A 24,862-nucleotide genomic window follows, 5' to 3' on the forward strand; every position below is an offset into this window, starting at 1 on the left:
ATGGCCTTACAACTGATTGCGGTCATTTTTTTCGTTTTTTCACTAAATAGCGCGGCATTTAGCGCAGAAAACTCTTCAGTTTGTGAAGGAGTTGGCTGCGAGCTGCAATTAGAGCCATCCGAGCAAGACTCTAATGCTGGTTACTTTAGTGTCGAATGGAATCGTTCTAATACAAATCAAATTGTTCCTGAGCAAGTCTTAATTGACTCTGCTGGCAAAACTCCCCTTTATCTCCAATTATCAACCAGTGAGAGTTTCTCTCCAGAGTTGCAACGGTTAGATGTGACTCATCAGGATAAAGTTCACCTGACGGGTTACGATGACGGGACCTATTTCCTTCGTCTGCTGGATGAACAGCAGAACGTCTTAAGCAATGTAGCCAGTGTTACCGTTACTCACCATTCATTTGCCCGTGTGTGGTTGGTGTTTGGAATTGGCGCGGTAATGTTTACTATTCTAATTGGTTACATGATTTCTAGAGCCTTTCGATCGAAAGAAACTTCAACAGAAGACTAAATCATGGACTTTAATCCTATTTCTATAACGATGGCGGCAAGCCTTTTGGTGGCTTTTGGCGTGATCTGGATCTTCTTCGGCTGGTGGTTGGGCCGCAAAAACAAAGATCTCGATGATTTCATGCTGGCCGGACGTAATGTGGGTTTTGCTTTTGCTTCGGCAACTGCAATGGCCACCTGGATCACCAGTAACACGACCTTAGTTGCTCCACAGTTAACGTACCAGTTTGGTATCTGGGGTATGGTCGGTTATTCAATGGCAGCGCTGGGCTTGATTCTGTTCGCGCCAATGGCAAAACGCATTAAAGAACTCATGCCGCAAGGTTATACCTGCGGTGACTTTATTCGTGTGCGCTATGGAAAACCTGCCTGGGTCATTTTCTTAGTGGTGTCATTCTGCTATGCGCTCGGCTGGTTAGTAAGTCTTGGCATGGCTGGTGGTGTATTGCTGTCCACCTTGAGTGGATTAAGTTATCACCTTGGTATGACTGCTATTTTAATTATCTGTGTTGGCTATACCTTGCTGGGTGGACTGAGGGCGGTTATCGCAACGGACTATGTGCAGACTTTGATTATTATTGTCGGTGTGTTAGTGATTGGTTTTGTCTGTTATCAAACCGTTGGACTGGAAGAAGTGTATGAGTCGGCTAAACAAGAACACCCACAGTTGCTTAATTTATTATTCCCAGCAGCGATTATGTTTTTGTTTAACAATATCTTTTTCGGTATTGGTGAAATTTTCCATTCCAATGTCTGGTGGTCACGCGCATTAGCTTTCCGACAAGGTATTGGTAAGCGTGCCTATTTGATGGCAGGTTTGTTGTGGTTACCAATTCCGATTGTGACTGGATTTATCGCATTGGCAGCGCCCGCCTTAGGTATCTACCCGGCCGAAGCAGATATGGTTGGTCCAATGGTGGCGGCCAAATTGCTTGGCTCCATGGGTGCTATTTTTGTATTTGTTGTAGTCTTTTCCGCTCTTGCATCGAGTCTCGACTCATTGCTGGCAGCGACCAGTGATTTAATCACTAAAGATATTTATAAAGGTTTTATTAATAAAGAAGCTGACAATAAAAGGCTGGAAAAAGTAGGCCGCAATGTCATTTTATTATTAGGCTTTGCAACCTGGATTATTTGCTTGCCAAGAGTCGGTACTTTAGGCGAGGTCTTGAACTTGGCCGGTGCCTTTGTGGCGAGTGCTATTTGGCCTATTATTTTAGGCCTGTATCAACAACGACTGTCTGGAAAGTTTGCCGGTGCTGCGATGGCGTTAGGTACAACTTGTGGACTGATCGGGTATTTCAGCATCGGCTTCTACGTTGGCGCGCTGATTAGTTGCTGCGTTTCGTTTATTGTCTGTATGCTAGGACTCTTGCTCGAAGACGAACGTTTCGATTGGAACCGATTAGCGAATATGGAGAAGTAATATGCTGATGTCTTTTGATGCACTTCAATTCTTAATTCTCGCGGCGATGGCAGTGACCTGTCTATCGCCAATCATCCTCATAGTGTTACTCGTAAGAGACTGGTTAAAGGACCAATTATGGTAGACCAAATGAAAGATGAAGATCTGGTTTTTTCCAGAGTTAAACCTGATGTATGTGGTGATGCTCATCCTAAAGCATTGCTGAAAACAATCCAGGAAGATGGTGATGCGCTAGTAAAATTAGCGAATCAACATATTATTACCTGCGATCAATTTGACCGCCAAACGATTTTGCAATTATTCCGTTTGGCCAGTAAGTATGAAAGTAACCCTAAGCGTTACAATAATCCTTTACAGGGAAAGATATTGATCAGTGCCTTTTATGAACCGAGCACGCGTACTCGCCTGTCATTCGAAAGTGCATGGCATCGTTTGGGGGGGGATATTATGTCGATTACCGACCGCTCAACAACCGGAATTGCTAAGGGTGAATCGCTTTCTGATATTGGTGAGATGTTTAATAACTATGGCGATTGTGTGGTGTTGCGCGAATCGAACGAAGATTCGGTAAAAGAAATGACGTCGACGTTGCGTATCCCTATTATCAATGCTGGTAATGGTACTGATGAACATCCAACGCAGGCAATGGCAGACCTTTACACTATTTTCAAATGGCGTCCAGAGTTGTTATTGGACAACCCTAAGAAAATTCGTGTTGGTGTGGTCGGGGTACCTAGCTACATGCGTACGGTTCGTAGCTTGTTAAAGATATTTGCTCATTTTCCGGAAATATTTGAAGAAATTGTGATCATTCACGATCAAAAAGATGATGATATTTTTACAGAAGGACAAAGAGAGCAATTGGAGCAGGCGGGTTTAAACTTGCGTTTGACTAACCGTCTCAATAAAGAGCTACCAGAGCTGGACGTGGTATACATTAATGCCATCGCCTGGGTGGATAATGGTTTTGAATCACATGGTGATAAGTTTGTATTAAACGCCGAGTCACCTTTAAAAGATGACGCTATTATTTTGCATCCATTGGCACGCGGTGATGAGTTAGCAACTGATTTGGATGGCACACCACATAACTGGTATTTTTCACAAGCACGGGGTGCAGTTTTTTTACGTATGGCGTTGCTAACCTGCATGGTAGAAAGAACCGAATTGGTTATGGATGTGATCTAGTATCACCAGCCTCTAGCCACAACCTGATCTATTACAGCTGATCGGGTTGTCCCACTAGAAGAAGCTACCTAACCTTATATTTCTAAAATTTAAGATAAGATTCCAAGGAGAATTTTTATATGTGCGGTATTGCCGGTGTCATTCATCGAGACAAAGATCGAAACATTGATGCACAAACGCTCGTTAACATGGCGGCCATCCAATATCACCGAGGGCCTGATAACTTCGGTTATTACAACCCTGAAGGTGTGGGAGTAGGGTTAAGCCATGCGCGATTGACGATCATCGATCTGGATGAAGAGCGTGGGCGACAACCACTAGTCAGCGATGACGAGCGCTATATGATGGTACACAATGGCGAGTTCTATGACTTCCAACGCATTCGTGCTGACATGACAGCACAAGGTGCGCGCTATCAAACTAAAAGTGACTCAGAAATTGTATTGCAAATGTACCCGCACTACGGCATTGAAAAGACGGTAGAAAACTTGCGCGGTGAATTTGCTTTCTCGATTTATGATCGTGAAGAAGAAACGATGTATTTGGTGCGCGACCGTTTTGGGATTAAGCCTTTATACTGGACGGAAACTGAACATGGCGTAGTGTTTGGTTCAGAATTGAAAGTGTTGTTTGCTCATCCTGAGGTTAAGCGTGAGATTGACTCCGAAGGTTTATACCATCAGCTGATTCAAGTGATGATTCCAGGTTCTACTGCGTTTAAAGGCGTTAATCAAGTTCCACCTGGTCATTGGATTAAAATCCAACGCAAAGATGGCAAACTGGAAATTTCGCAGCATAAATATTGGGACATTGACTTCCCACAAGCCGAAGCTCATTTAAATGTTAAAGATGAGCAAGAATATATCGATGGGGTTCGTGAGAATTTATTGGAGGCGGTGCAGCATCGTTTAAATGCGGACGTTCCAGTTGGTGCTTATTTGTCGGGCGGTATCGACTCTTGTTCTATTATAGGTTTGTCAGCTTCAGTACGTCAGGATCCGGTCAAAGCCTTTACGATTGGCTTTGATGATGCGGACTATGATGAAACACCTATTGCTCGGGAAATGGCGGAGATGGTTGGTGCCGAGCAAATTATTCTGCCGCTGTCGGCTGAACATCTGTATGACCATTTCGAGCGCACTATTTGGCACACAGAAAGAACCATCTATAACACGCTAGGTGTTGCCAAGTTATTGATGAGCCAGAAGGTTCGTGAGCAAGGTTACAAAGTCGTATTAACAGGTGAGGGTAGCGATGAACTATTTGCTGGCTATCCGGCATTCCGTAATGACATGTTCCTATATGGTCTGGATGACTTACCAGAAAACCTCCGTAAAGAGATGCAATCTACTCTGGCCGAATCAAACAAGCTGTTCAAGGGTGCCATGTTGCCGCGCGAAGCATTCCGCTCCGATGCGATTGACGCCAAAGTCGGCTTTACACCAACCTGTATCCAGAGCTGGATGGGTTGCGATGGCTTTGCCCGTCAATTAATGAACAAAGATCATCAGGCCAACATCAGTGATTATGATCCCGGCACAGCAATGGCCGAGCAATTTGATGAAACTCAATTAGAAGGTCGCCATCCACTGGATAAAGCTCAGTATGTCTGGATCAAAACAATGTTAGAAGGTCAGATTCTGACTTGGGGCGGAGATCGAGTGGATATGGCCAACTCAATGGAAGCGCGCCCACCATTCCTTGATCATCATCTGGCAGCCTATGCGGTCAATATTCCGCCACAGATGCGTATCAAAGGTCCTGTAGAGAAATACGTATTGAAAGAAGCGATGAAAGGACTCTTGCCTGAAACTCTATACAAACGTCAGAAGTTTGCCTTTATGGCACCGCCAGCGCATACCGATAAGAAAAAATGGAATGCCCTGATGGAACTGATGGAAGAGTTCGCCAGCGAAGAAAAAGTCGCTGAAGCAGGCCTGATTGATTATGGTGCTTTGCAAGATATGCTCAGGAAAAATGATGATCCAACGATTCCGCGCGAAGATAAAGTTCAGATGGATGCCATCCTCAATCATGTTCTAGGCGTACAGCTTCTTCATCACCACTTCATCGAAAATGATGTACCTAAAATGGCCGCCGCCAAAGCCCATGAATTAGGGTGGGTTGCTCACGCATAAAAAATAGCGATAAAAGATATAAACGGCAACTTCAAATGTTGCCGTTTTTTTTATGCCTTTCGAAAGGGTTTTTATCTTCTTGCTCAGAGTCCATGAGTTTTTTTTACGACTAATAGCTGCTATTTATCACGCCAACATAAAGCTTCGATTGCAATTATTGGATACTGTTGTAAGGTTTGATAATAAAATTGATTCATGAAGGAAAGTCTTATGTCGAATGAAGTGATTAAATGTAAAGCTGCGGTTGCCTGGGAGGCGGGTAAGCCTCTGTCTATCGAAGAAGTTGAGGTGCAGCCACCGCAGAAAGGCGAGGTGCGAGTTAAGATTGTGGCAACGGGCGTGTGCCATACTGATGCTTTTACTTTGTCTGGTGATGATCCTGAAGGTGTTTTTCCGAGTATTTTAGGTCATGAAGGAGGTGGTATCGTTGAGTCGGTGGGTGAGGGCGTGACCAGCGTAAAGCCCGGTGATCATGTGATTCCACTCTATACGCCTGAATGTGGCGAGTGTAAGTTCTGTCTGTCTGGCAAAACCAATCTGTGTCAGAAAATTCGGGAAACTCAGGGTAAAGGTTTAATGCCAGATGGCACCACGCGTTTTTCGATTAATGGCAAGCCGATTTTTCATTATATGGGTACTTCGACTTTTTCTGAGTACACGGTTCTTCCTGAGATATCCCTAGCTAAAGTCAATCCAAAAGCACCGCTTGAAGAAGTCTGTTTGCTTGGTTGTGGCGTCACAACGGGTATGGGCGCAGTGATGAATACTGCCAAGGTGGAAGAGGGCGCGACTGTCGCTATTTTCGGTTTGGGCGGTATTGGGTTATCCGCAGTGATTGGTTCGGTGATGGCTAAAGCCAGTCGTATTATTGCAATAGACATTAATGAGTCAAAGTTTGAACTGGCTAAGAAACTTGGAGCTACTGATTGCGTTAATCCAAAGAACTACGACAAGCCGATTCAGGAAGTGATTGTTGAGATGACTGATGGTGGTGTGGACTATTCTTTTGAGTGTATCGGTAATGTTAATGTGATGCGCTCAGCTCTTGAATGTTGCCATAAAGGTTGGGGCGAGTCTGTAATTATTGGTGTGGCTGGTGCCGGCCAGGAAATTAGCACCAGACCCTTCCAGTTAGTAACCGGTCGCGTATGGAAAGGCACTGCCTTTGGAGGAGTAAAAGGTCGCTCTGAATTACCGGATTACGTTGAGCGTTATCTCGCTGGTGAATTTAAGCTGGATGACTTTATTACCCATACCATGCCGCTAGAAGATATTAACCAAGCTTTTGACTTGATGCATGAAGGTAAAAGTATCCGTAGCGTGATTCATTACTAAGAGGTTGATATGAGTATTAATGAAATTTCAGCCAATAAAAGTTTTGCTGGCTGGCATAAACAATACAGCCATTCTTCACAAGTGCTCAATTGTGATATGCGCTTTGCGGTGTATCTGCCGCCGCAGTTAGAAGAGGGTAAAAAGCTACCTGTGTTGTATTGGTTGTCGGGGCTGACCTGCACCGATGAAAACTTTATGCAAAAAGCAGGCGCACATCGCGTAGCAGCTGAGCTGGGTATTATTATCGTAGCACCAGACACCAGCCCACGCGGTGATGATGTCGCGGATGATGATGGTTATGATCTTGGCAAAGGGGCTGGATTTTATGTCAACGCCACTCAGGAGCCTTGGGCACAGCACTATCAGATGTATGATTATATAACGCGTGAATTGCCACAGATTATCGAGGGTAACTTTTCAGTATCCGATAAGAAAGCAATTGCTGGACACTCGATGGGTGGACATGGCGCGCTCATGATTGCTTTACGCAATCCGGATATGTTTGTTTCAGCTTCTGCATTCAGCCCCATCGTTAACCCAATGAATTGTCCCTGGGGGCAAAAAGCTTTTACTTCCTATTTAGGTTCTGACAAACAGGAATGGCAGCAATATGATAGCTGCTACCTTATGGAGCAAATCGAGCAACAAGTTCCCATACTGGTGTCACAGGGTGAGGCGGATCAGTTCTTAGCTGAGCAACTTAAGCCAGAAAAACTGAAAGCCATAGCCAGTAAAAAATCCTACCCTCTAATCCTCGAACATCATCAAGGATATGATCACAGCTATTACTTTATCGCCAGCTTTATTGAGCAGCACTTAAAGTTTCATTCCAAGCATTTGGCTTAACAAGGGCTCAACATTTTTAAGCAAAAAAAGAGGTGCCAATTGGCACCTCTTTTTTTTGCAGAATGTTATTAGTGTCTTAACATCTATGCGCCTTCTTCAATAGGCTTACCAACTGGCTTAACACCTTCAGCTGGTTCACGTAGTCCTTTAATCACCTGCCAGGTTACTGCTAGAGCACCGACGATAAAGACGACGTCACCAATGGTTCTAATCCAGCGCAAGGTGTATAGGAGGTCGCTTTGCATAACGGCTTCGCTACGCGCATACCAGAAGCCTTCGCTGACGCTGGCGTAGAACTGAATCAGACCAACAGGTAGCAAGCTGGTTAGTAACATCATCATCAAACCAATGTTTAACCACCAGAAACCTGTTTTCATTAGCCTTTCATCGAACACCATGTGCGGACGAATGTAACGCAGGATGAGTAGGGCAAAGCCAATCGCCAGGAATCCATAGACCCCGAACAATGCTGCGTGCGCGTGGGTTGGAGTCATGTTCAAACCTTGCACGTAGTAGAGCGATACAGGTGGGTTGATCATGAAGCCTAATACACCGGCACCGAACATGTTCCAGAAGGCCACCGCGACAAAGCACATAAGTGGCCAGCGGATTCTGTCCATCCATGCGGCACGGCTTTTCAAACGATAGTTTTCCCACGCTTCATAACCCAGCACAATCAATGGTACAACTTCCAGCGCAGAGAAGGTTGCGCCCACTGCCATGACAGGTGTTGTGGTGCCTGAGAAGTACAAGTGGTGGAAAGTACCTGGAACCCCGCCGAGCAAGAACAATGAAGCTGAAGCAATACTTGCAGCCGTTGCTGTTGAACGATTGACCAGGCCCATGCTGTGGAAAATAAAGGCTAGTGATACGGTAGCGAACACTTCGAAGAAGCCTTCAACCCATAAGTGAACGATCCACCAGCGCCAGAATTCCATCACAGAGATGTGAGTTCTTTCGCCGTAAAAGAAACCTGCGCCGTAGAATAAGCCGATGGCAACTACTGAAGCAGTTAATAGCACCAGTAAGTTCTTATCGCCAGGTTTTTTCAATGCTGGAGTGATACCACGCAACATTAAGAACAACCAGAAGACGATACCCAGGAATTTACCCCACTGCCACAGACGGCCTAAGTCCACGTATTCGTAACCCTGGTGACCTAACCAGAAGCTCAAGTTCTCAGGTAGGATTTGTGCGATAGCTAAGTAGTTACCAATAAAGGTACCCGCGACTACTGCAACCAATGCCCAGAACAGAATGTTTACGCCGAGTTTCTGGTGTTTAGGATCTTTGCCGCCGTTAATAATCGGAACCAGGAACAAACCCGCTGCCAGGAAGCCGGTGGCAATCCAGAACATGGCTGCCTGAATGTGCCAGGTACGCGCTAATGAGTAAGGAATCCACTTAGAAATTTCGAAACCGTAGAAACCTTGACCTTCAACCGTGTAGTGCGCGGTGAGACCGCCGACTAACACCTGGAAGGTAAAGAGGGCAACGACCACAAACAAGTATTTACCCAATGCTTTCTGCGAAGGGGTCAGTTTGAACGTAGTGATCGGATCTTGATCGGGAGCAGGAGGATCTACTTCATCGTGTTTACGCATGAATGACCAACCCCAAACCAGACCACCGATCCCTGCGATTAACAGGATGACACTGATGATCGACCAAACAATATTTTCAGAGGTTGGTACGTTATCAATCAATGGCTCATGTGGCCAGTTGTTGGTGTAGGTTGCTTCACTACCGGGACGGTTAGTAGAGGCTGCCCAGGCTGTCCAGAAGAAGAACTGATTCATGACTTCGCGACGCTCTGCTTTTGGCAAAGTATTTTCTTTCATCGCATAGTTGTCACGACGCTGACGATATTCTGGAGCGTCACTAAACAGCTTGTGATAATAAGCGTTCACTTCAGCCATTGCTTTAGCACGACGTTCGGAAACAACCGCTGTGTCAGTGGCAAGATCGTAAGTGTTAGTGCGGTAATCTTGCTTTAATCGATACTGCAAGGTTTGTTGCTTTTCGCCATCAAGATCTGCGTAGTTAACACCAAACTCTTCTTGGGAAGCCAGTTCTAGCCAAGCTTCCAACTCACGGTGTAACCAGTCGGCAGTCCAGTCAGGCGCCTGATAAGCACCGTGACCCCAAATCGAACCTAACTGCATACCGCCAATAGATTGCCAGGCAGTTTGACCATCAAGAATCGATTCATTGGTCATTAATACGCGACCATCGGTTGTTACAATTTGCTCTGGAATAGGGGGCGCTTCGCGATACACTTCGCGGCCAAAATAACCGAGGATAGTGAATGTTACCGCTAATACGCCTATCAGGGTAAACCAGAGTTTGCGATATTTACCCATAGTTAGTGTCCTCCAAGGTAGTTATCAATGCGTTCAAATAAAATATTGTTTTCGAGGTGAATATGGTTCATCAGATCTTCCTTGAAGGCGGCAAGCCCGGTGTAAAGTGCTTGCCAGGTATTGCAGGCTTCCGCCGGTAGCTGGAAGTGGTGTGCAAGTTGTTCCAGGCGAGCTAAAGACTCACCGTGATCATCGTGTTCCATGCGCATCACCGCGACTGGGCTTTTCGCCAAACCACCCATGCCACGCTGAATCATTGGAAATAAAATCTGCTCTTCTTTTTGCATATGCGCTTCCATTTCTTGCTCAACATTAATTAGGAAGCTGGCAAGACCGGTAGGGCATTCAGGATGGCTGCTATGAACCATCTCAACTCGCTGTGCCAAACGAATTAACTCAGGCAGCTGTTCACGATGGACTTCATGGTAACGCTCAAGAATGTGGTTAATAAGCTCCTCATTAGGAACAAATTTAAGGCTGTGCTCTTCTGTTTGCGGTGATGTCAGTTGATTAAGCTGTGCCAGCACTGCATCAAGATCCAGATTCTTTGCTTTAATACTGGTGGCCAACCCTTGATGACCACCGCAGCAGAAATCCAGGCCGTGTTGGAAAAACACTGCACTGGCGCCAGGGATGTCGCGGGCAATTTCTCCGAGCGACTTATCCAGTAAATCAATATCAAATGCTGTCATGGCATTGACCTCTTTTAGCATGTGGGATCATCGAAGCGGCATGAGTCACTGTCGCAGATGGTTCTGTGATTGGTTGAGTTTTGCGTACTTGCTTATGCGCAGGTTTCTTTTGTCTAGACACGTTTTGTGAAGATGCTTTTTGAGTAGAGAGTAGAAACACCGCCAGTGCGAAGAACGCTGCTGACCAAGAAAGGGCCGAGAGCCACAACAAGTTAGGTCCTGTCAGACCAGGAGAGGAGTCAAACATGGCTCCGGCCAAAACTCTAAATACTGTCGCTAGGCACAATAATCCCAAAATATTGGCAATCATTACCGTAGGCTGAGGCAGATTTTTAAATTGATGCAGGCGAGATTTGATCATCACTGAGGCTGATAGAGTGCCCATCGCGCCAACAGTAATGAAATGCAGGATTACATTAGTAGCTAGTGCAAAGAAGATGGCAAAGCCTAGGGCAAAAGTTCCAATCGCCAGCCAGCTGTAACCAATACCAAGTCCTATCAGGTCAGCGCGGTCGCCGCAACGCCAGACTTTCCATCGGACCAGACGTACTGCAATAACGATTGCTACGATAATAGATAATACTCCTGCTACCTGCGAAGCGCCTGGGATCAGGGCAGATATGGCACCCGCAGGTAGAAGCAGAAGTATTAAAGCTTCAAGACGTGGTTGCACACGAGCTTGTTGAGTAATGCCACGTTTTTGCATTTCACCGGCAACTGCTGGAGCAATTATCCGCCCTCCGATGAAAGCCATTAACATGACCAATAAAAGAATCATGGCCTGAGATAGTTGGCTTGGCGATACAGGCCAGCCCATTTCTCGCAAAATTAACCAGCCTAAAGGTACGCTGCAAATAGCCATTAACAGCGGACTGATCATGCGGTTGCGCCATTTTTTCGCAGCGAAAAAGCGAGGAACAATTTTCCAGGCCAACGCAATAGCAAATATTGGGCTTGACCATTGACCAATAGCTCCTGCTGGATCAACCCAGTATCCAATGCGGGCAAAAAGCCATAAACCGAAAAGAATCCACAACCAGTGCGCTTCGATCTGCCCGAGGGTATAGCCTGCGATTAATGCCAATGCGAAGCCAAACAGCATTTCATGGGCATGGCCCAATCCAACAAATGCCATTAACCATTCGGAGCTGAACTGATAGGCAAACACAGTTAAAACCGCGGTAATCGCTGCATGAATGCAGGCCGCGGGGAAAAATAGACTCTGTGCGCTAACTTTATTCACTTTGTTTGCCCTGATCGTCTTGTTAAAATCTTAAAGATGTATTTTGCATACATATTAAAAAGTAAAAGCTAAGACGTCAACTAAAAAACACATTATAAATACATCTTTAATGGTGTGGACGCCCTTGTTGAGTCCTATAGTAATGATAAATATGCTTAATACCATGATTTAGATCAATATATGTCTCATATCCTTAAAGGTGTATTACAAATATTGTTTAATTGATCTACAATAAGAGTGTGGGAAATATCCATAGCTGCTTAAAGTTGCTGTTACGAGGTGAGTTTTAATGAAAATTTCGGTGGTCAGTCATAATCGTCAAGACAGATTCTATAAGCGATTGCTTAGTCGCCAATTGGGTTATCGCTGTCTGGCCTTATTCTGCACCGGTTTAGGAATGATTGGTGTTGTTTTACCCCTTTTACCCACAACCCCATTTCTGATAGTCGCTGTCTGGTCTGCCAGCAAAAGCTCGCCTCGTCTCGAACAATGGTTATTAGAACATCGTCAGTTTGGCCCATTACTCAAAGGTTGGCGTGATAGAGGTGCTATTCCCGTTTTCGCAAAATATCTTGCTGGCTTTATGTTGGCCTCAAGCTGGTCGTTATTATGGCTATTAGATATGAAAACTGGGGTATTAATCTTTTTAGCAGTGTTTTTCTCAGTGCTAATGACCTATATAATCAGCCGACCTAATGCTTAGAGCTTGTTTAAAATGCTTAGAGCTTTAAGTACTTTACGGAGACGATAGATGCATATTACCCGTTATACCGACTATTCATTACGTGTTTTATTATTCCTGGCATTGGAAAAAGATCGGCTGTCTACCATTCAGGAAATATCCGATAGTTACAACATTTCAAGTAACCACTTGATGAAAGTGGTGCACGCGCTCAATAAAAAAGGCTACATCGAAACCGTACGCGGTAAAAATGGTGGGATGCGCTTGCGTCTTACCCCAGAAGAAATTCGTATCGGTGTGCTGGTTCGCGAAATGGAACCCGACATGAGTCTGGTCGAATGTTTCTCTCCTGATAATAAATGCATCATAACTCCTGTCTGTGGGCTAAAATCGGTTTTGGGCGAAGCTCTTAAAAACTTCTTAGCCACTTTAGATAAATATACTTTGGAAGATATGTTGCCGCAGGAATATAAACCTCAATTGGCCAGGCTGTTGAAGATTACCGAAGTTTCCTGATTACAATTCATAAGTATTTGCTGGACGTTATAAAGCATTTATAGCGTCGGTCACTTTCTGCTAAAAAACTCCTTAATAAAATCAACTAGTTATGAAGCAAAAGGCTAACAAGCTTAAAATTTTGCTTGACGACAAGAGAATCACCAATAAAGATAGTAACTAATTACTATCTTTATTGGGCTGGTTATGAACATTTTTCAATCAAATTTTCGGGATGAAAAAGGCTGTGATATTGCAGTCGAACAAATTGCTGAATTGATAGATAAGTTAAGCTTTAATCTATCAGTCACAACAAGAAGAAAAAATCATGCCGCAGCTCCATTAATTGAATTGTTATTTAGTAGGGGCCAAATATTGAAGGTAGGTATTAACGAAACAATTAAGAGTGCAACCCATTTTTTCTATAGTTTAAATGGTGGCTTTAACAAAGATACTAATGCAGTAGCAGAGGCTCATTTTTTTAATGAGTATACACATAGTAATGTGGTGGATGTGTTTTTCGGAGTGACTACATGAGAAGTTATCTGATGAATTTTGTCAGGAAGAGTCCAGTTATAACAGGCATAGCTTTAGGTTTAATGCTAATAATCATTTTTGTTGTCAGTCAACAATCTCCAGTGAGAAATGACGAAGAAGAAAAGGCAATCGAAGTTACTGTCTTTAAGTCTGGATTATTGCCTTTTAGAGTTGAAGCAAGAGGGTATGGGGTGGTTCAACCTTCTGAAACTTGGCAGGCATTTGCAAGTGTTGCTGGTAAAGTTGTTAGAAAGCACCACAACTTAGAAAGTGGTGCAACCATATCGGAGGGCGAGCTACTGCTAGCATTAGATCCGAGTCGCTATGAGTTAGCAGTTGCAGAAGCCAAGAGTAGTATAAATAATCTTGAGGAAGAGTTATTAAAACTAAATGTTGAGCAAAAACATACTGAAAGACTTTATGAGCTAGAGAAGGAGCGACTCAAGTTATCGGAAAATGAATTGAACCGTATGCAAGAACTGTTCCGTTCAGGAGCCGTTGCTCAGTCAAAATTCGAGGAGCAGCAGAGGGTTACTATTTCACAACGACAAACTGTTGAAAAGTTAGATAATACATTAGTCCTTTTCAAAAATAATCGAAATCAGGTTCTCTCTCAACTGGAACGTGGTTACATACATCTAGCTCAGGCTGAAGAAGACCTTAAAGATACACGCTTTATTGCTCCTTACGATCTGCAAATCGGTGATGTGGCTATTGAACTTCATCAGTTTGTAAAGACAGGACAACTTCTGTTTAAAGCAGATGATTTAGAAGCCGTAGAAATTGAGGCGCGTATTCCATATTCAGTTATGCAGCGCTTAATCGCGAATTTGACAACTCGCCGGGAACCAGTATCAACCAGCAGTGAAAATCTTGACTTATCAAAAGTCATTGCAGAAATAACGCACGCTGAAACTGATGAAGCTTATTGGAAAGGAAATGTGATACGTGTTGCAAATGGTTTGGATGCTTTAACACGTACTGCTCGAGTAACTGTTCGTGTAGATAATCCTCAGCATGGTGCTCATTCTCACGCTCATCAAGAACTGATTAAAAATATGTACACCAAAGTTGTGCTTTCGGTGCCTAGTATTGTCCCGTTGATGGCTATACCTGTTAGCTCTGTGCATCAGGGAGAAATATGGTTGGTAAATGATGATAATCGCTTGATGCGTCGTAAAGTTAAAGTTGAATTTGAACAGAATGGGTTAGCTGTCATTGCTTCGGGGCTTGAGCCTGGAGAGCTAATTATCACCGATGACTTACCATTGGCGATAAACGGAATGCTATTAGATCCGTATCATGATGAGAAGCTGCAACATAAAATAGAAGTGATGGCTTTAGGAGAGCAGCAATGATTCGTTGGTTTGCAGGACATCCAACTGCGGCTAATCTGTTATTGTTGCTGGTACTGGCTGCAGGTCTTTTTTCAGCGCCTCACCTAAAACGTGAAACGTTTCCAGACTATCGCCCTACAGAAGTATCAATTGAAGTTGTTTATCGAGGGGCTAATGTAGCCGATGTGGAAGACGCTGTTTGTCGTCGGCTTTACGATGCAGTAAAAAGCGTCGACTTTCTTGATGAGTTTTCATGTGTTGCACAGGATAATGTGGCCAGTGCTACAGCAAGCATGGAGCCAAAGGGAGACTCACTTAGATTCATTAACGAATTGGAAACTGAGGTCAGCGCGATAAAAGATTTACCGGTTCGGGCCGACGCACCCGTACTGCGAGAATTACACTTGAGTGATCTAGTTGCCGCTGTTGCTATAACGGGCGATATGCCTGACGGTCAGTTGGAAGATTATGCCTTACGGTTAGAACAAAAACTGATGTTACTGTCTGGAGTGACGAAAGTAGAAATAAAAGGTAGCTCGCAACGGCAATGGCAAATTGAAATTCCGAGGGAAGTGTTAAACCAATATGGTTTGTCGGCTCGAGAAATTGCAAGAAGGATTTCAGCCCAAAGCCTTGATTTACCATTAGGTACTTTGGAAACTCCGGATAGAGACATTTTACTTCGATTTACAGAGCAACGACGTTCACTGTCCGAACTGTCATCTATTGTGGTGCTTTCTGAAGCCGATGGTGGGAGGGTAACTCTTGGTGAGATTGCAACTCTCAGTGAAATGGGTGAGAAAGCAGAAGAAAAAATTCTATTTAATGGTAAGCCTGCTCTAGTACTAGAAGTACATAAGTCACTTAGAGATGATGCTTTATCCGTTAAAGAGAGTTTGGAGCAACTAATAGGAACAGAGAGTGAGCGTTTTAACGGGCATATCGAATTAACTCTCACGCAGGACATGACCAGCATTGTTAAAGATCGGCTTGAGATGTTGGTGGGAAATGGAATTGTTGGTTTTATATTAGTATTGCTGGTGATGAGTGCATTCTTCCGGCCACGCTTAGCCACTTGGGCAGTTTTAGGATTACCAGTTGCTTTTATGGGAGCCTTTATTGTTATGGCTCTTACTGGCTTAACACTTAATATGATCACCTTGGTCGCATTATTAATGGCAATTGGTATTGTTATGGATGACGCGATTGTGATTACCGATAACATTGCCGTTCATGCCGGAGAAACTGATAGTCCCTTAAAGGCAGTGGTGGAGGGAACTCGGCAAGTGTTATCTGGTGTTTTATCCTCATTTCTAACCACAGTAGCTGTGTTTGCCCCCCTTGCCTTTTTAGCCGGAGAGTTAGGGACGGTACTAGAGGTATTGCCAGTAGTACTAATTGCATCATTAGCAGCAAGCTTAATCGAGGCTTTCTGGATTTTACCACACCACCTTAAATCAAGTATTCCAAGAATAAGCAGTGACCACAAGTCAGCATTACGACAGCGCTTCGATCACGGTTTCGAAATTTTTCGTGAGAGGGTGGGTAAGATTACTGATAAGTCTATCCAGCATAGGCGTTGGGTATTGGGAGGGGTTTTTATGATAATACTTGGCTCAGCTGGTTTTGTTGCTGGTGGCCATATAGGTAACGAAGCCATGCCCGATATTGATGGCGATGTGCTGGAGGCACGCATATTGATGCCTCAGGGTACTCCTCTCACACGAACGGAAGCAGTGGCTGAACAGGTTGAAAAAGCCATTGAGCGATTAAATAAGCGCTATACTCCTGAACAACCTGATGCAGCTCCTTTAATAAATGCTGTTCAGATCCGTTTTAATTACAACCCAAGTGCTCGTGAGGCTGGTCCTCATGTCGCAACAGTAGTTGTAGATTTGTTAACAGCAGAACAACGTACTGTAACTTTGGACGAGATTACTACTGAATGGCTTAAAGAGATTGGTAGTATTGCAGGCATTCAGAGGTTGATCGTCCAGGAGCCAGGATTCGGCCCAGCAGGTATCCCAGTTGAGGTGCGATTACAAGGTGAAAATTTAGATGAATTACATTCAGCCGGTCTTGATTTTATTACTTATTTAGACAGCTTTGAGGCGGTGTATAACGTTATTGGTGACCTGCGCTTTGGAAAACCCCAGCGCACTTTTTTTGTAGCTGATAGTGGGTATGGATTAGGCTTATCAGCGGAAGAGATCGCAACTCAACTGCGAGTAGCATTTCTGGGTGAAATTATAGATACCCAACGCATTGGTGAGCACGATGTTGAAATTCTTATTCGTGAAAGCTTGTCAGATAGAAACAGTCTTGATGATCTTGTAGATAAAACACTAACACTTCCAGATGGAAGCCAAGTGCCGCTAGATGTTGTGGCGAGAATACAGGAGACGCGAGATTGGGCACGAGTAACACGCATAAATGGGCGTAGGACTCTGACCATTGAAGCAAACGTTAATGCTCGTCTTTCAAGTGGGCAAGCAATTGTGTCAAGTATTCTTGATGATAAGTGGTTCGGAGAATTTACATCTCGCTATCCCAATATTGAGGTCAGTTTTGAGGGGCAGGTAGCAAATTCAGCAGAGACGGGAAGTTCAATAGGAAGAGGACTGTTGATAGGTTTAATAGGCATCTTTCTCATTTTGTCATTCCAATTCCGAAGTTATATTGAGCCACTGATAGTCATGATTTCGATTCCTCTTGCTTTCATTGGTGCGCTCTGGGGGCATGTGCTAATGGGGTATTACTTATCCATGCCATCTTTAATTGGTGCGGCCTCTTTGGCTGGAATTGTAGTGAATAATGCTATCTTATTAATACAGTTTATAAAAAATAACAGGCAAAATGGATTAGGTGTAGTACGTGCCGCAGGATTAGCAAGCCGTGATCGGTTGCGGGCAATTATCATCTCATCCAGCACAACCATTGCAGGATTGTTACCAATACTGGCTGAAACGAGTAGTCAGGCAGCTGCAATAAAACCTCTAGTTATTTCTGTAGTTTTTGGATTACTTGCTGCCACAGTGTTGGTAATTATTGTAATCCCGGCTCTTTATGTCTTGTTTAATGATTGGGGCTTGACTCAAGATCCGCACTAGCTTTCTCAGTTTAAGGCTAAATTTGGTAGGTGACTGGTAAAAATTGAATCTTTTTTACCGAATGAGTGAGGTTTAGCTTGACGAAATGAGTAAATTAAGAAAAGATAGTAATTGATTACTATCTTGTTGTGAGGCGTTGAATTGTGAAAACTACTTCAAAAAATCTGCGAGCTGATGAGCGCCGTGAAGTCACTGTTCAAACAGTGGTTGAACTAGCGGGGGAGCAAAACCCAAGCGAGATTACTACAGCAGCGATTGCAAAGAGAATGGGGGTGACTCAGGGCGCTTTATTTCGTCATTTCCCGAATAAAGAAGCAATTCTTTCATCGGTCATGGAATGGGTTTCAAAACGTCTATTAGCGCGCATTGATAAAGCCATCAATAAGAACTCGTCGCCTTTGGCGGCACTAGAGGCCATGTTTATGGCGCATGTTGATTTTGTTTGTAAGCATCCAGGTGTGCCGAGAATGCTTTTTGGTGAGTTGCAGGGCGCAAAAGACAGTGCACCTAAGCGTATGGTTCAGCTGATGATTGAAGGGTATAGCTTCAAGTTAAAAGCTCTGCTTGAAGAGGGAGTTGCTAATGGCGAATTGAATCCTGAGCTAGACACTCAATCAGCTGCTCTGTTGTTCATTGGCACAGTACAGGGTTTAGTAATGCAATCTTTATTAGCGGGCGATGTCAAAAAAATGCGTAAGGATGCGCCGGGAGTTTTTGCCATCTATCAACGTGGTATAAGAGGTTAAAGATGAAGCAGAAATTGATTAAAGGCCTGTCGCTTAAAAAGCTCTTTGAGCACAAACGCACTATGGCACTGATTGCGATCATGTTGCCGTTAGCATTGCTATTTCTCTACGTGATTCTGCGCTCGGGACCTCTTTCTCCGATTTTAGTCACCGAAACGAAAGTAATTCAAACCAGTCTTTCACCAGCCTTATTCGGAATCGGTACTGTTGAAGCGCGTTACCGATACAAGGTTGGGCCAATTGTGCCTGGTCGAGTGAAATCACTAGAAGTGGATATTGGCGAGGAAGTGACAAAAGGGCAATTATTAGGTGTCATGGATCCGGTCGATCTTGAGGAGCGGATGACTGCCCAGCAATCAGCCTTGATGCAAGCAAAAGCGAAACTAAGTGAAGCCGAAACACGCTATCAATTTGCTCAGGATCAGTTTAAACGATACCAGAATTTATTAGCTGCAAGTTCAGTAAGCAAGGAGCAATTTGAAGTTAAACAGCAAGAATTACGCATTGCCGAAGCAAGTTTCACTGCTGCTAAACAAGAGTTGTTGAGACAACAAGCCGAGAAAGAAGCGATGAAGGCTCAGAAACAAAACCTTGAGTTGATCAGTCCGGTGGAGGGTTTCATTGTCAGCCGTGGTGCTGAGTCTGGCACTACGGTGGTGGCTGGCCAATCAGTATTAGAAATCATCAATCCTTCGGATATCTGGCTTAATGTTCGCTTCGATCAGATTCACGCAACGGGACTGAATGCAGGCCTAAAAGCCCATATCAAGCTTCGTTCGAAATCCAACCAGGAATTGCTGGGTGAAATTTATCGTGTCGAACCTATCGCTGATGCGGTAACGGAAGAGTTCTTAGCCAAGATCACATTTGATGATTTGCCAGAACCATTGCCGTCAATCGGAGAGTTAGCCGAAGTAACCATCGAACTGGAGGTACTGCCTACCAATGCTGTGATACCTAATGCGGCAGTAAAAAGAATTGATGGCGAGCTGGGTGTCTGGAAGATTGTAGATGGCGATCTTGAGTTCGCACCTATCTCTATCGGGGCGACAGATTTGAATGGACTGGTTGAGATTAAAAGCGGACTGTCGGTGGGCGACTCTGTGGTGCTTTATAGCGAAAAAGTACTGGCTGCCAACAGTCGTATCAAAGTCGTAGAAAAACTGGCCGGTGAAGCAAAATGATCAGTCTGGCTGGTCGTGACATTCTGCATTCCTGGGGCAAGTTTGTCTTTACAGGATTTGGCCTCGGTTTGTTGATCGGCGTTACCTTGATTATGGCTGGCGTCTATCGGGGCATGGTTGATGACGCCAAGGTTTTGTTGGACAACAGCAGTGCTGATCTTTGGGTGGTGCAAAAAAATACACTTGGACCCTATGCAGAATCATCAAGCATTTATGATGATGAATGGCGTGGTATTCGGAGTATGCCCGGAGTAGCCCGCACCGCAAATGTGACTTATCTAACCATGCAGGTCAGGCATGGAAACCGAGATGTACGCAGTATGATTTCGGGTATTGCTGCAGGGCAGCCAGGTCAACCCGGCTGGCCACCTTATTTGATTGATGGTCGACAAATTACCCGGGGGCATTATGAAGCTGTGGCTGATGTAGCAACGGGTTTTAAACTAGGCGATACCCTACAGATACGTCGTAACCAATATAAGGTTGTAGGCTTGACTCGCAGGATGGTGTCATCAAACGGCGACCCAATGGTCTTTATTCCCCTTAAAGATGCACAGGAAGCCCAGTTCTTGAAGGACAATGATGCCATCCTCGAGCAACGCCGCCGTAATGCACAAAACCCTGAGTTTTCTCAGCCGGGTGCTCCGGGATTGTTGGATGCTCTTAATAGTTCGCAAACTAATAACCCTTACGTTAACTCGGTGCTGGTACAGGTTAAACATGGCTCTTCACCCGAAGAAGTTGCTCAGGCAATCGAACGGTGGAAGCGGTTGACGGTTTACACTCGTGAGGAAATGGAAGAAATACTGATTGGCAAAATGATAGCAACTTCTGCTAAGCAAATTGGCATGTTCCTGGCGATCCTGGCGGTAGTCAGTGCCGCTATCGTAGCCTTCATTATTTACACGCTGACGCTGGGCAAGATTCGCGAAATTGCAGTATTAAAATTAATTGGCACTCGTAACCGAACTATTGCCGGCATGATATTACAACAGGCCATTGCGCTGGGAGTGATTGGCTTTGTGGTTGGGAAAATTTCAGCGACTTTTGGTGCGCCGGCTTTTCCTAAATATGTGTTGCTGGAACCTATGGACTCGGCAGCAGGATTTGTTGCTGTAGTTGTTATTTGCATTTTATCGAGCATTATTGCCATTCGGGCCGCACTAAAAGTTGATCCGGCAGAAGCGGTGGGAGGTTAGGATGAGCGGTAAAGGTATTCGTATCGAAGGATTAAGAAAGCGATATGGTTCAGGTGATACTGCTGTGGATGCGCTAAAAGAGGTCAACATGGTTGTTGCACCAGGTGAGGTGGTCGGGTTAATAGGTCCCTCCGGTTCGGGGAAAAGTACCTTGCTTAAATGTTTGGGTGCCGTGATTGAGCCTTCGGCAGGAACCATGACTCTGGGCGATGAAGTTATTTACGATAACGAATGGAAAGTAAAAGATATTCGAGCCTTGCGACGAGACAAAATTGGCTTTGTGTTTCAGGCTCCGTACCTTATTCCTTTTCTGGATGTGACCGATAATGTTGCACTGCCACCGATGCTGGCTGGAGTTGCCAATAAAGAAAGCAGAATGAGTGCGTTAGCACTTTTGGAAGCGCTCGATGTTCAGCATAGAGCCAAAGCCATGCCGTCACAATTGTCCGGTGGTGAGCAGCAAAGGGTTGCCATAGCCAGAGGTCTGGTTAATCGCCCCCCAGTGATTCTGGCGGACGAACCCACAGCGCCACTGGACAGTGAGCGGGCATTGGCTGTGATAAAAATTCTTAATGACATGGCGAAGAAGTTTGAGACGGCCATTATTGTAGTGACACATGACGAAAAAATTATTCCGACATTTAAACGAATCTACCACATTCGTGATGGCGTCACTTATGAAGAAAAAGGCGAGGGCAGAGCCTTTGATATATAAACGATGAGGACAGTAATATGAATAAATTAAATGTAGCAACGAGTGTCAAAACACTGCTTATCAGTGTGACGATTGGCTTAAGCAGTCTTCCTATGCAGTTGAATGCTATGGAAACAGCTGATGAGGGGAAAAGTGATGTTGAGCCAATGGCATTGCGATTAATTATGCAGGACCTAGAGCTTAATATGCAGCGTATTGCCAGTGCCATTATTCGTGAAGATTTGGTTGCTGTGGCAGATCTTGCGCCGTTGGTTGCTGATCACGAGCAACCGCCTATGACTGAGAAAATGCGCATCTTATCTTTTATGGGATCAGACGCTGGTACATTTAAAAGTCTCGATGGCGTGACACATGATACTGCTATGACTTTAAAAGAATTGGCAGAAAATAATGATGGTGATGCAGTCATAAAAACCTATGCAGACTTACTGCAGTCCTGCGTGGCCTGTCATCAAAAATTTAGAAAACCTTTTGTGGCTCATTTTTATAGGTAGGGACTGATGAATATCCGCTTTCCATTTGCTTTACTTCTAGTCTTAACGGTAGTTTCTTGTGCTGTGACGCCAGATTTCAAAGAACCTGATCCACCATCGGTATCTCAATATACCGGTAGTGATGATGCGGTTGTGGTTGGTCATAATAAAGAGCTGGCCACCGGTCAAAAATTACAGTGGGTTGAGGCAACTGAGCAGCAGTGGTGGCGACAATTTCAATCAGACTCACTTAATCTTTTAGTCGAAAAAGTGTTAGTTAAAAACCCAAGTTTATTAGCTGCCAGTGCACAGTTACGCAGTGCCGAAGAGTTGTATCAGGCACGTGTTGGCACGACTCGCTATCCTAAAGTTGATGCGAATATCGGCGCACAAAGGCAAAGATTCAACCCTGGAGTTTTTGGACAGCAGGGCTCACCGCAGGAATTTAGTATTTACAATGCGGGCGTAGATGTTAGCTACCAACTGGATTTGTCAGGTGGCAACAGTCGTGCTTTGGAAGCACTGGCCTCTCGAGTGGACTATCAGCGATATGAGTTGGAGGCAACTCAGCTAGCTTTGGTGGCAACGGTAATTAACACCGCATTTAATCAGGCTAAATTAAGAAGTCAGCTGGAGGTTACTGAGCAGTTAGTGGCAAAGCAGGAGCAGCAATTGGACATCGTTAGGCAGCAACTTGAGTTAGGTCAGGTTTCAAAACATGAGGTTCTGATGTTGCAGTCTGAAGTTGAGCTCACACGTGCCAATATTCCAGTTTTGCGTAATCAAATTCAAAAGACCGAACATCTGTTAGCCGCCATGGCTGGTGAAACTCCTGACTCTGAAATTATTGCTGAATTTAACCTGCAAGATTTTGGCTTACCGGAAAGCCTGCCATTGATTGTTCCATCGGAACTGGTTCGGCAACGACCTGATATTCAGGCTGCTGAATCACTTATGCAGGCTGCCAATGCTGAGTATGGCGTAGCGATTGCCAATATGTACCCAAGCATTAATTTGAATGGACAAATAGGTTCGCAGGCACTATCAACTGGTTCGCTGTTCAGCAGTGAATCTGCGGTGTGGTCTTTGATAGGACAATTAACACAACCTCTTTTCAATCCTGGGTTGCCGGCTGAAAAGCGGGCGGCTCTTGCAGAATTTGAGGCGGCGACCAGTAATTATCAATATGTGGTTCTGGAGGCATTACGTGAGGTTGCAGACACATTACGTCAGCTTGAGAATGATGCGCAAAAGTTAGAAATGCTAGCCCACTCTAGCCAGAGCTCAGAAGAAGCCATGAAGATTACAGGAAAGCGCCATGAGTTAGGAGCTGCAAGTTATATTGAGCTGTTGTTAGCTCAGCAACAATACTTAGCGACAAAAATGCAGCTGATTGATGCTCAATCGCAACAACTGATAAACAGTGTTTCTCTTTATTTGGCCATGGGAGCACACTCTAGTGTTCAGCAAAAAGATTTAGAGGAACACTAGAGGAAAACTGACTGAATCAAGTAGGTGGTGTAACCACAATAGGCAAGTAGCAGTATCGAACCTTCAACCCGGTTAATGCGTCCCGGGCCTTTAAAGCCGTAACCGATTACAAAAATAGATAAGGTCAGCGCACCCATAAACATGGCATCTCGCCACAGAACTTCGGCGTCTACAGTGAGCGGATGAATGACTCCTGCAATGCCTACAACAGCCAGAGTATTGAATAGGTTAGAGCCAATGATATTACCCAGGGCGATATCATGTTCACCTTTTCGGGTGGCGATAATTGAAGAGGCAAGCTCAGGCAAGGAGGTGCCAACGGCGATAATGGTTAAACCAATGATCAAGTCGCTCACGCCAAACATTTGTGCAATTTCAACCGCTCCCCAAACCAGAATACGCGAGCTGGCGATTAACACCAACAGGCCTACTATGAGCCACAAGACAGCCGATTTTAGCGGCATGCTGTGAGCTATCATTTCCTGCTCAACTTCACTGGCGAAAGCATCTGCTTTCCTCTGTAAGCTTTGCCAGATTGACCAACCAATAAATCCGGCAAAACCGATCAAAAGAATAATGGCGTCGAGTCTGGATAAGGTTAAATCCCACATGATGGCAATGACTAATAAAGTCGCGACCATTAACAGAGGCATCTCTTTACGCAAGATTTTCGATTGAACCGCGATGGGGCTGATGACTGCGGTCAGGCCAAGAATTAAAGCAATATTGGTGATGTTAGAACCGAAGGCATTACCCAATGCGATGCCTGGATTGCCCTGGCTGGCAGCAAGTGCCGAAACGACCATCTCTGGAGCCGAGGTACCAAAGCCAACAATAACCATACCAATGAGCAGGGAAGGCATACCGAAGTGACGGGCAGTCGAAGCCGCTCCATCAACAAATTTATCTGCGCTCCAAACCAGCAAAGCAAGACCGGCAATAATCGCTAAAATCGCAACAAGCATCAATGTCCTTAACTATGTTTTGAGTGGGGGTGTTAGTGTGAGAGTATCCATGATTGAGGGTATTGTAACGATTTCATGAAAAAAATAACAAAAGTTATTGTAAGTTAGTGTGCTTGGGAGGATGCTAAACCTATCACAGCTATATAAAACAATGACTTTTCGCGTCTTATTGCAAGTGCTAT

The 24,862-nt window shown here is 44.6% G+C and carries 21 protein-coding genes; 17 read left to right on the forward strand and 4 right to left on the reverse strand.

Annotated features, from left to right (window positions below):
- The 6 genes from ACN0VI_RS04570 to fghA all read left to right on the forward strand — a co-directional run bounded on the left by ACN0VI_RS04570 (position 1) and on the right by fghA (position 7,448).
- Positions 1–516 carry a hypothetical protein gene (locus tag ACN0VI_RS04570; RefSeq protein WP_417445926.1) on the forward strand — a complete coding sequence of 172 codons (516 nt, stop codon included), beginning with the start codon at positions 1–3 and terminating at the stop codon, positions 514–516.
- Positions 517–519: 3 nt separating this feature from the next.
- Complete coding sequence (locus ACN0VI_RS04575) at positions 520–1,941, forward strand: sodium:solute symporter family protein (protein ID WP_417445927.1); 1,422 nt, start codon at positions 520–522, stop codon at positions 1,939–1,941.
- Positions 1,942–2,058: 117 nt separating this feature from the next.
- Positions 2,059–3,129, forward strand: a complete 1,071-nt coding sequence (locus ACN0VI_RS04580; protein WP_331891573.1) for an aspartate carbamoyltransferase — start codon at positions 2,059–2,061, stop codon at positions 3,127–3,129.
- A 119-nt stretch (positions 3,130–3,248) separates the two neighbouring features.
- Entirely contained in the window at positions 3,249–5,267 is a 2,019-nt protein-coding gene (gene asnB / locus ACN0VI_RS04585) for an asparagine synthase (glutamine-hydrolyzing) (RefSeq protein ID WP_417445928.1), read from the forward strand.
- 210 nt (positions 5,268–5,477) lie between these two features.
- Complete coding sequence (locus ACN0VI_RS04590; RefSeq protein WP_417445929.1) at positions 5,478–6,602, forward strand: S-(hydroxymethyl)glutathione dehydrogenase/class III alcohol dehydrogenase; 1,125 nt, start codon at positions 5,478–5,480, stop codon at positions 6,600–6,602.
- A gap of 9 nt (positions 6,603–6,611) precedes the next feature.
- A complete protein-coding gene (fghA, locus tag ACN0VI_RS04595; protein ID WP_417445930.1) occupies positions 6,612–7,448 on the forward strand; it encodes an S-formylglutathione hydrolase in 837 nt (278 codons plus the stop codon).
- An 83-nt stretch (positions 7,449–7,531) separates the two neighbouring features.
- On the opposite strand, the gene ACN0VI_RS04600 is transcribed toward fghA, so the two are convergent.
- From ACN0VI_RS04600 to ACN0VI_RS04610, 3 genes are read right to left on the reverse strand one after another with little or no spacing between them, the layout of a single operon-like run.
- Entirely contained in the window at positions 7,532–9,811 is a 2,280-nt protein-coding gene (locus ACN0VI_RS04600) for a nitric-oxide reductase large subunit (protein ID WP_417445931.1), read from the reverse strand.
- 2 nt (positions 9,812–9,813) lie between these two features.
- The gene (ytfE, locus tag ACN0VI_RS04605; protein ID WP_417445932.1) at positions 9,814–10,503 is read right to left on the reverse strand and encodes an iron-sulfur cluster repair protein YtfE; all 690 of its coding nucleotides are present in this window, start codon (positions 10,501–10,503) and stop codon (positions 9,814–9,816) included.
- The gene (locus ACN0VI_RS04610; RefSeq protein ID WP_417445933.1) at positions 10,490–11,746 is read right to left on the reverse strand and encodes an NnrS family protein; all 1,257 of its coding nucleotides are present in this window, start codon (positions 11,744–11,746) and stop codon (positions 10,490–10,492) included. The genes ytfE and ACN0VI_RS04610 overlap by 14 nt, the downstream gene beginning before the upstream one ends.
- Positions 11,747–12,035: 289 nt before the next feature.
- Between ACN0VI_RS04610 and ACN0VI_RS04615 the strand changes: the two genes are divergently transcribed.
- The 11 genes from ACN0VI_RS04615 to ACN0VI_RS04665 all read left to right on the forward strand — a co-directional run bounded on the left by ACN0VI_RS04615 (position 12,036) and on the right by ACN0VI_RS04665 (position 23,715).
- A complete protein-coding gene (locus ACN0VI_RS04615) occupies positions 12,036–12,449 on the forward strand; it encodes a YbaN family protein (RefSeq protein ID WP_331891473.1) in 414 nt (137 codons plus the stop codon).
- 48 nt (positions 12,450–12,497) lie between these two features.
- On the forward strand, positions 12,498–12,944 hold the full coding sequence (locus ACN0VI_RS04620) for an Rrf2 family transcriptional regulator (RefSeq protein ID WP_417445934.1): 447 nt from the start codon (positions 12,498–12,500) through the stop codon (positions 12,942–12,944).
- A gap of 186 nt (positions 12,945–13,130) precedes the next feature.
- Positions 13,131–13,460: a hypothetical protein gene (locus ACN0VI_RS04625; RefSeq protein WP_417445935.1), complete on the forward strand. Its 330-nt coding sequence runs from the start codon at positions 13,131–13,133 to the stop codon at positions 13,458–13,460.
- On the forward strand, positions 13,457–14,818 hold the full coding sequence (locus tag ACN0VI_RS04630) for an efflux RND transporter periplasmic adaptor subunit (protein ID WP_417445936.1): 1,362 nt from the start codon (positions 13,457–13,459) through the stop codon (positions 14,816–14,818). Before ACN0VI_RS04625 ends, ACN0VI_RS04630 begins: the two co-directional genes overlap by 4 nt.
- Positions 14,815–17,907, forward strand: a complete 3,093-nt coding sequence (locus ACN0VI_RS04635) for an efflux RND transporter permease subunit (RefSeq protein ID WP_417445937.1) — start codon at positions 14,815–14,817, stop codon at positions 17,905–17,907. The genes ACN0VI_RS04630 and ACN0VI_RS04635 overlap by 4 nt, the downstream gene beginning before the upstream one ends.
- Positions 17,908–18,050: 143 nt before the next feature.
- Positions 18,051–18,653 carry a TetR/AcrR family transcriptional regulator gene (locus tag ACN0VI_RS04640; RefSeq protein ID WP_417445938.1) on the forward strand — a complete coding sequence of 201 codons (603 nt, stop codon included), beginning with the start codon at positions 18,051–18,053 and terminating at the stop codon, positions 18,651–18,653.
- A 2-nt stretch (positions 18,654–18,655) separates the two neighbouring features.
- Complete coding sequence (locus tag ACN0VI_RS04645) at positions 18,656–19,837, forward strand: efflux RND transporter periplasmic adaptor subunit (protein WP_417445939.1); 1,182 nt, start codon at positions 18,656–18,658, stop codon at positions 19,835–19,837.
- Positions 19,834–21,036 (forward strand): ABC transporter permease, encoded by a 1,203-nt coding sequence (locus ACN0VI_RS04650; RefSeq protein WP_417445940.1) that lies wholly within the window; start codon positions 19,834–19,836, stop codon positions 21,034–21,036. The genes ACN0VI_RS04645 and ACN0VI_RS04650 overlap by 4 nt, the downstream gene beginning before the upstream one ends.
- A 1-nt stretch (position 21,037) precedes the next feature.
- Entirely contained in the window at positions 21,038–21,751 is a 714-nt protein-coding gene (locus tag ACN0VI_RS04655; protein ID WP_331891468.1) for an ABC transporter ATP-binding protein, read from the forward strand.
- A gap of 17 nt (positions 21,752–21,768) precedes the next feature.
- Entirely contained in the window at positions 21,769–22,245 is a 477-nt protein-coding gene (locus tag ACN0VI_RS04660) for a cytochrome C (RefSeq protein WP_331891467.1), read from the forward strand.
- 6 nt (positions 22,246–22,251) lie between these two features.
- Positions 22,252–23,715, forward strand: coding sequence for an efflux transporter outer membrane subunit (locus ACN0VI_RS04665; RefSeq protein WP_417445941.1), 1,464 nt, complete (start codon positions 22,252–22,254; stop codon positions 23,713–23,715).
- Here ACN0VI_RS04665 and ACN0VI_RS04670 read toward each other — a convergent pair.
- Positions 23,712–24,680: a calcium/sodium antiporter gene (locus ACN0VI_RS04670; protein WP_417445942.1), complete on the reverse strand. Its 969-nt coding sequence runs from the start codon at positions 24,678–24,680 to the stop codon at positions 23,712–23,714. The genes ACN0VI_RS04665 and ACN0VI_RS04670 overlap by 4 nt on opposite strands.
- Positions 24,681–24,862: the final 182 nt, after the last annotated feature.

It is taken from the genome of Kangiella sp. (genome assembly GCF_048265365.1).
Taxonomy (GTDB): Bacteria; Pseudomonadota; Gammaproteobacteria; order Enterobacterales; family Kangiellaceae; genus Kangiella.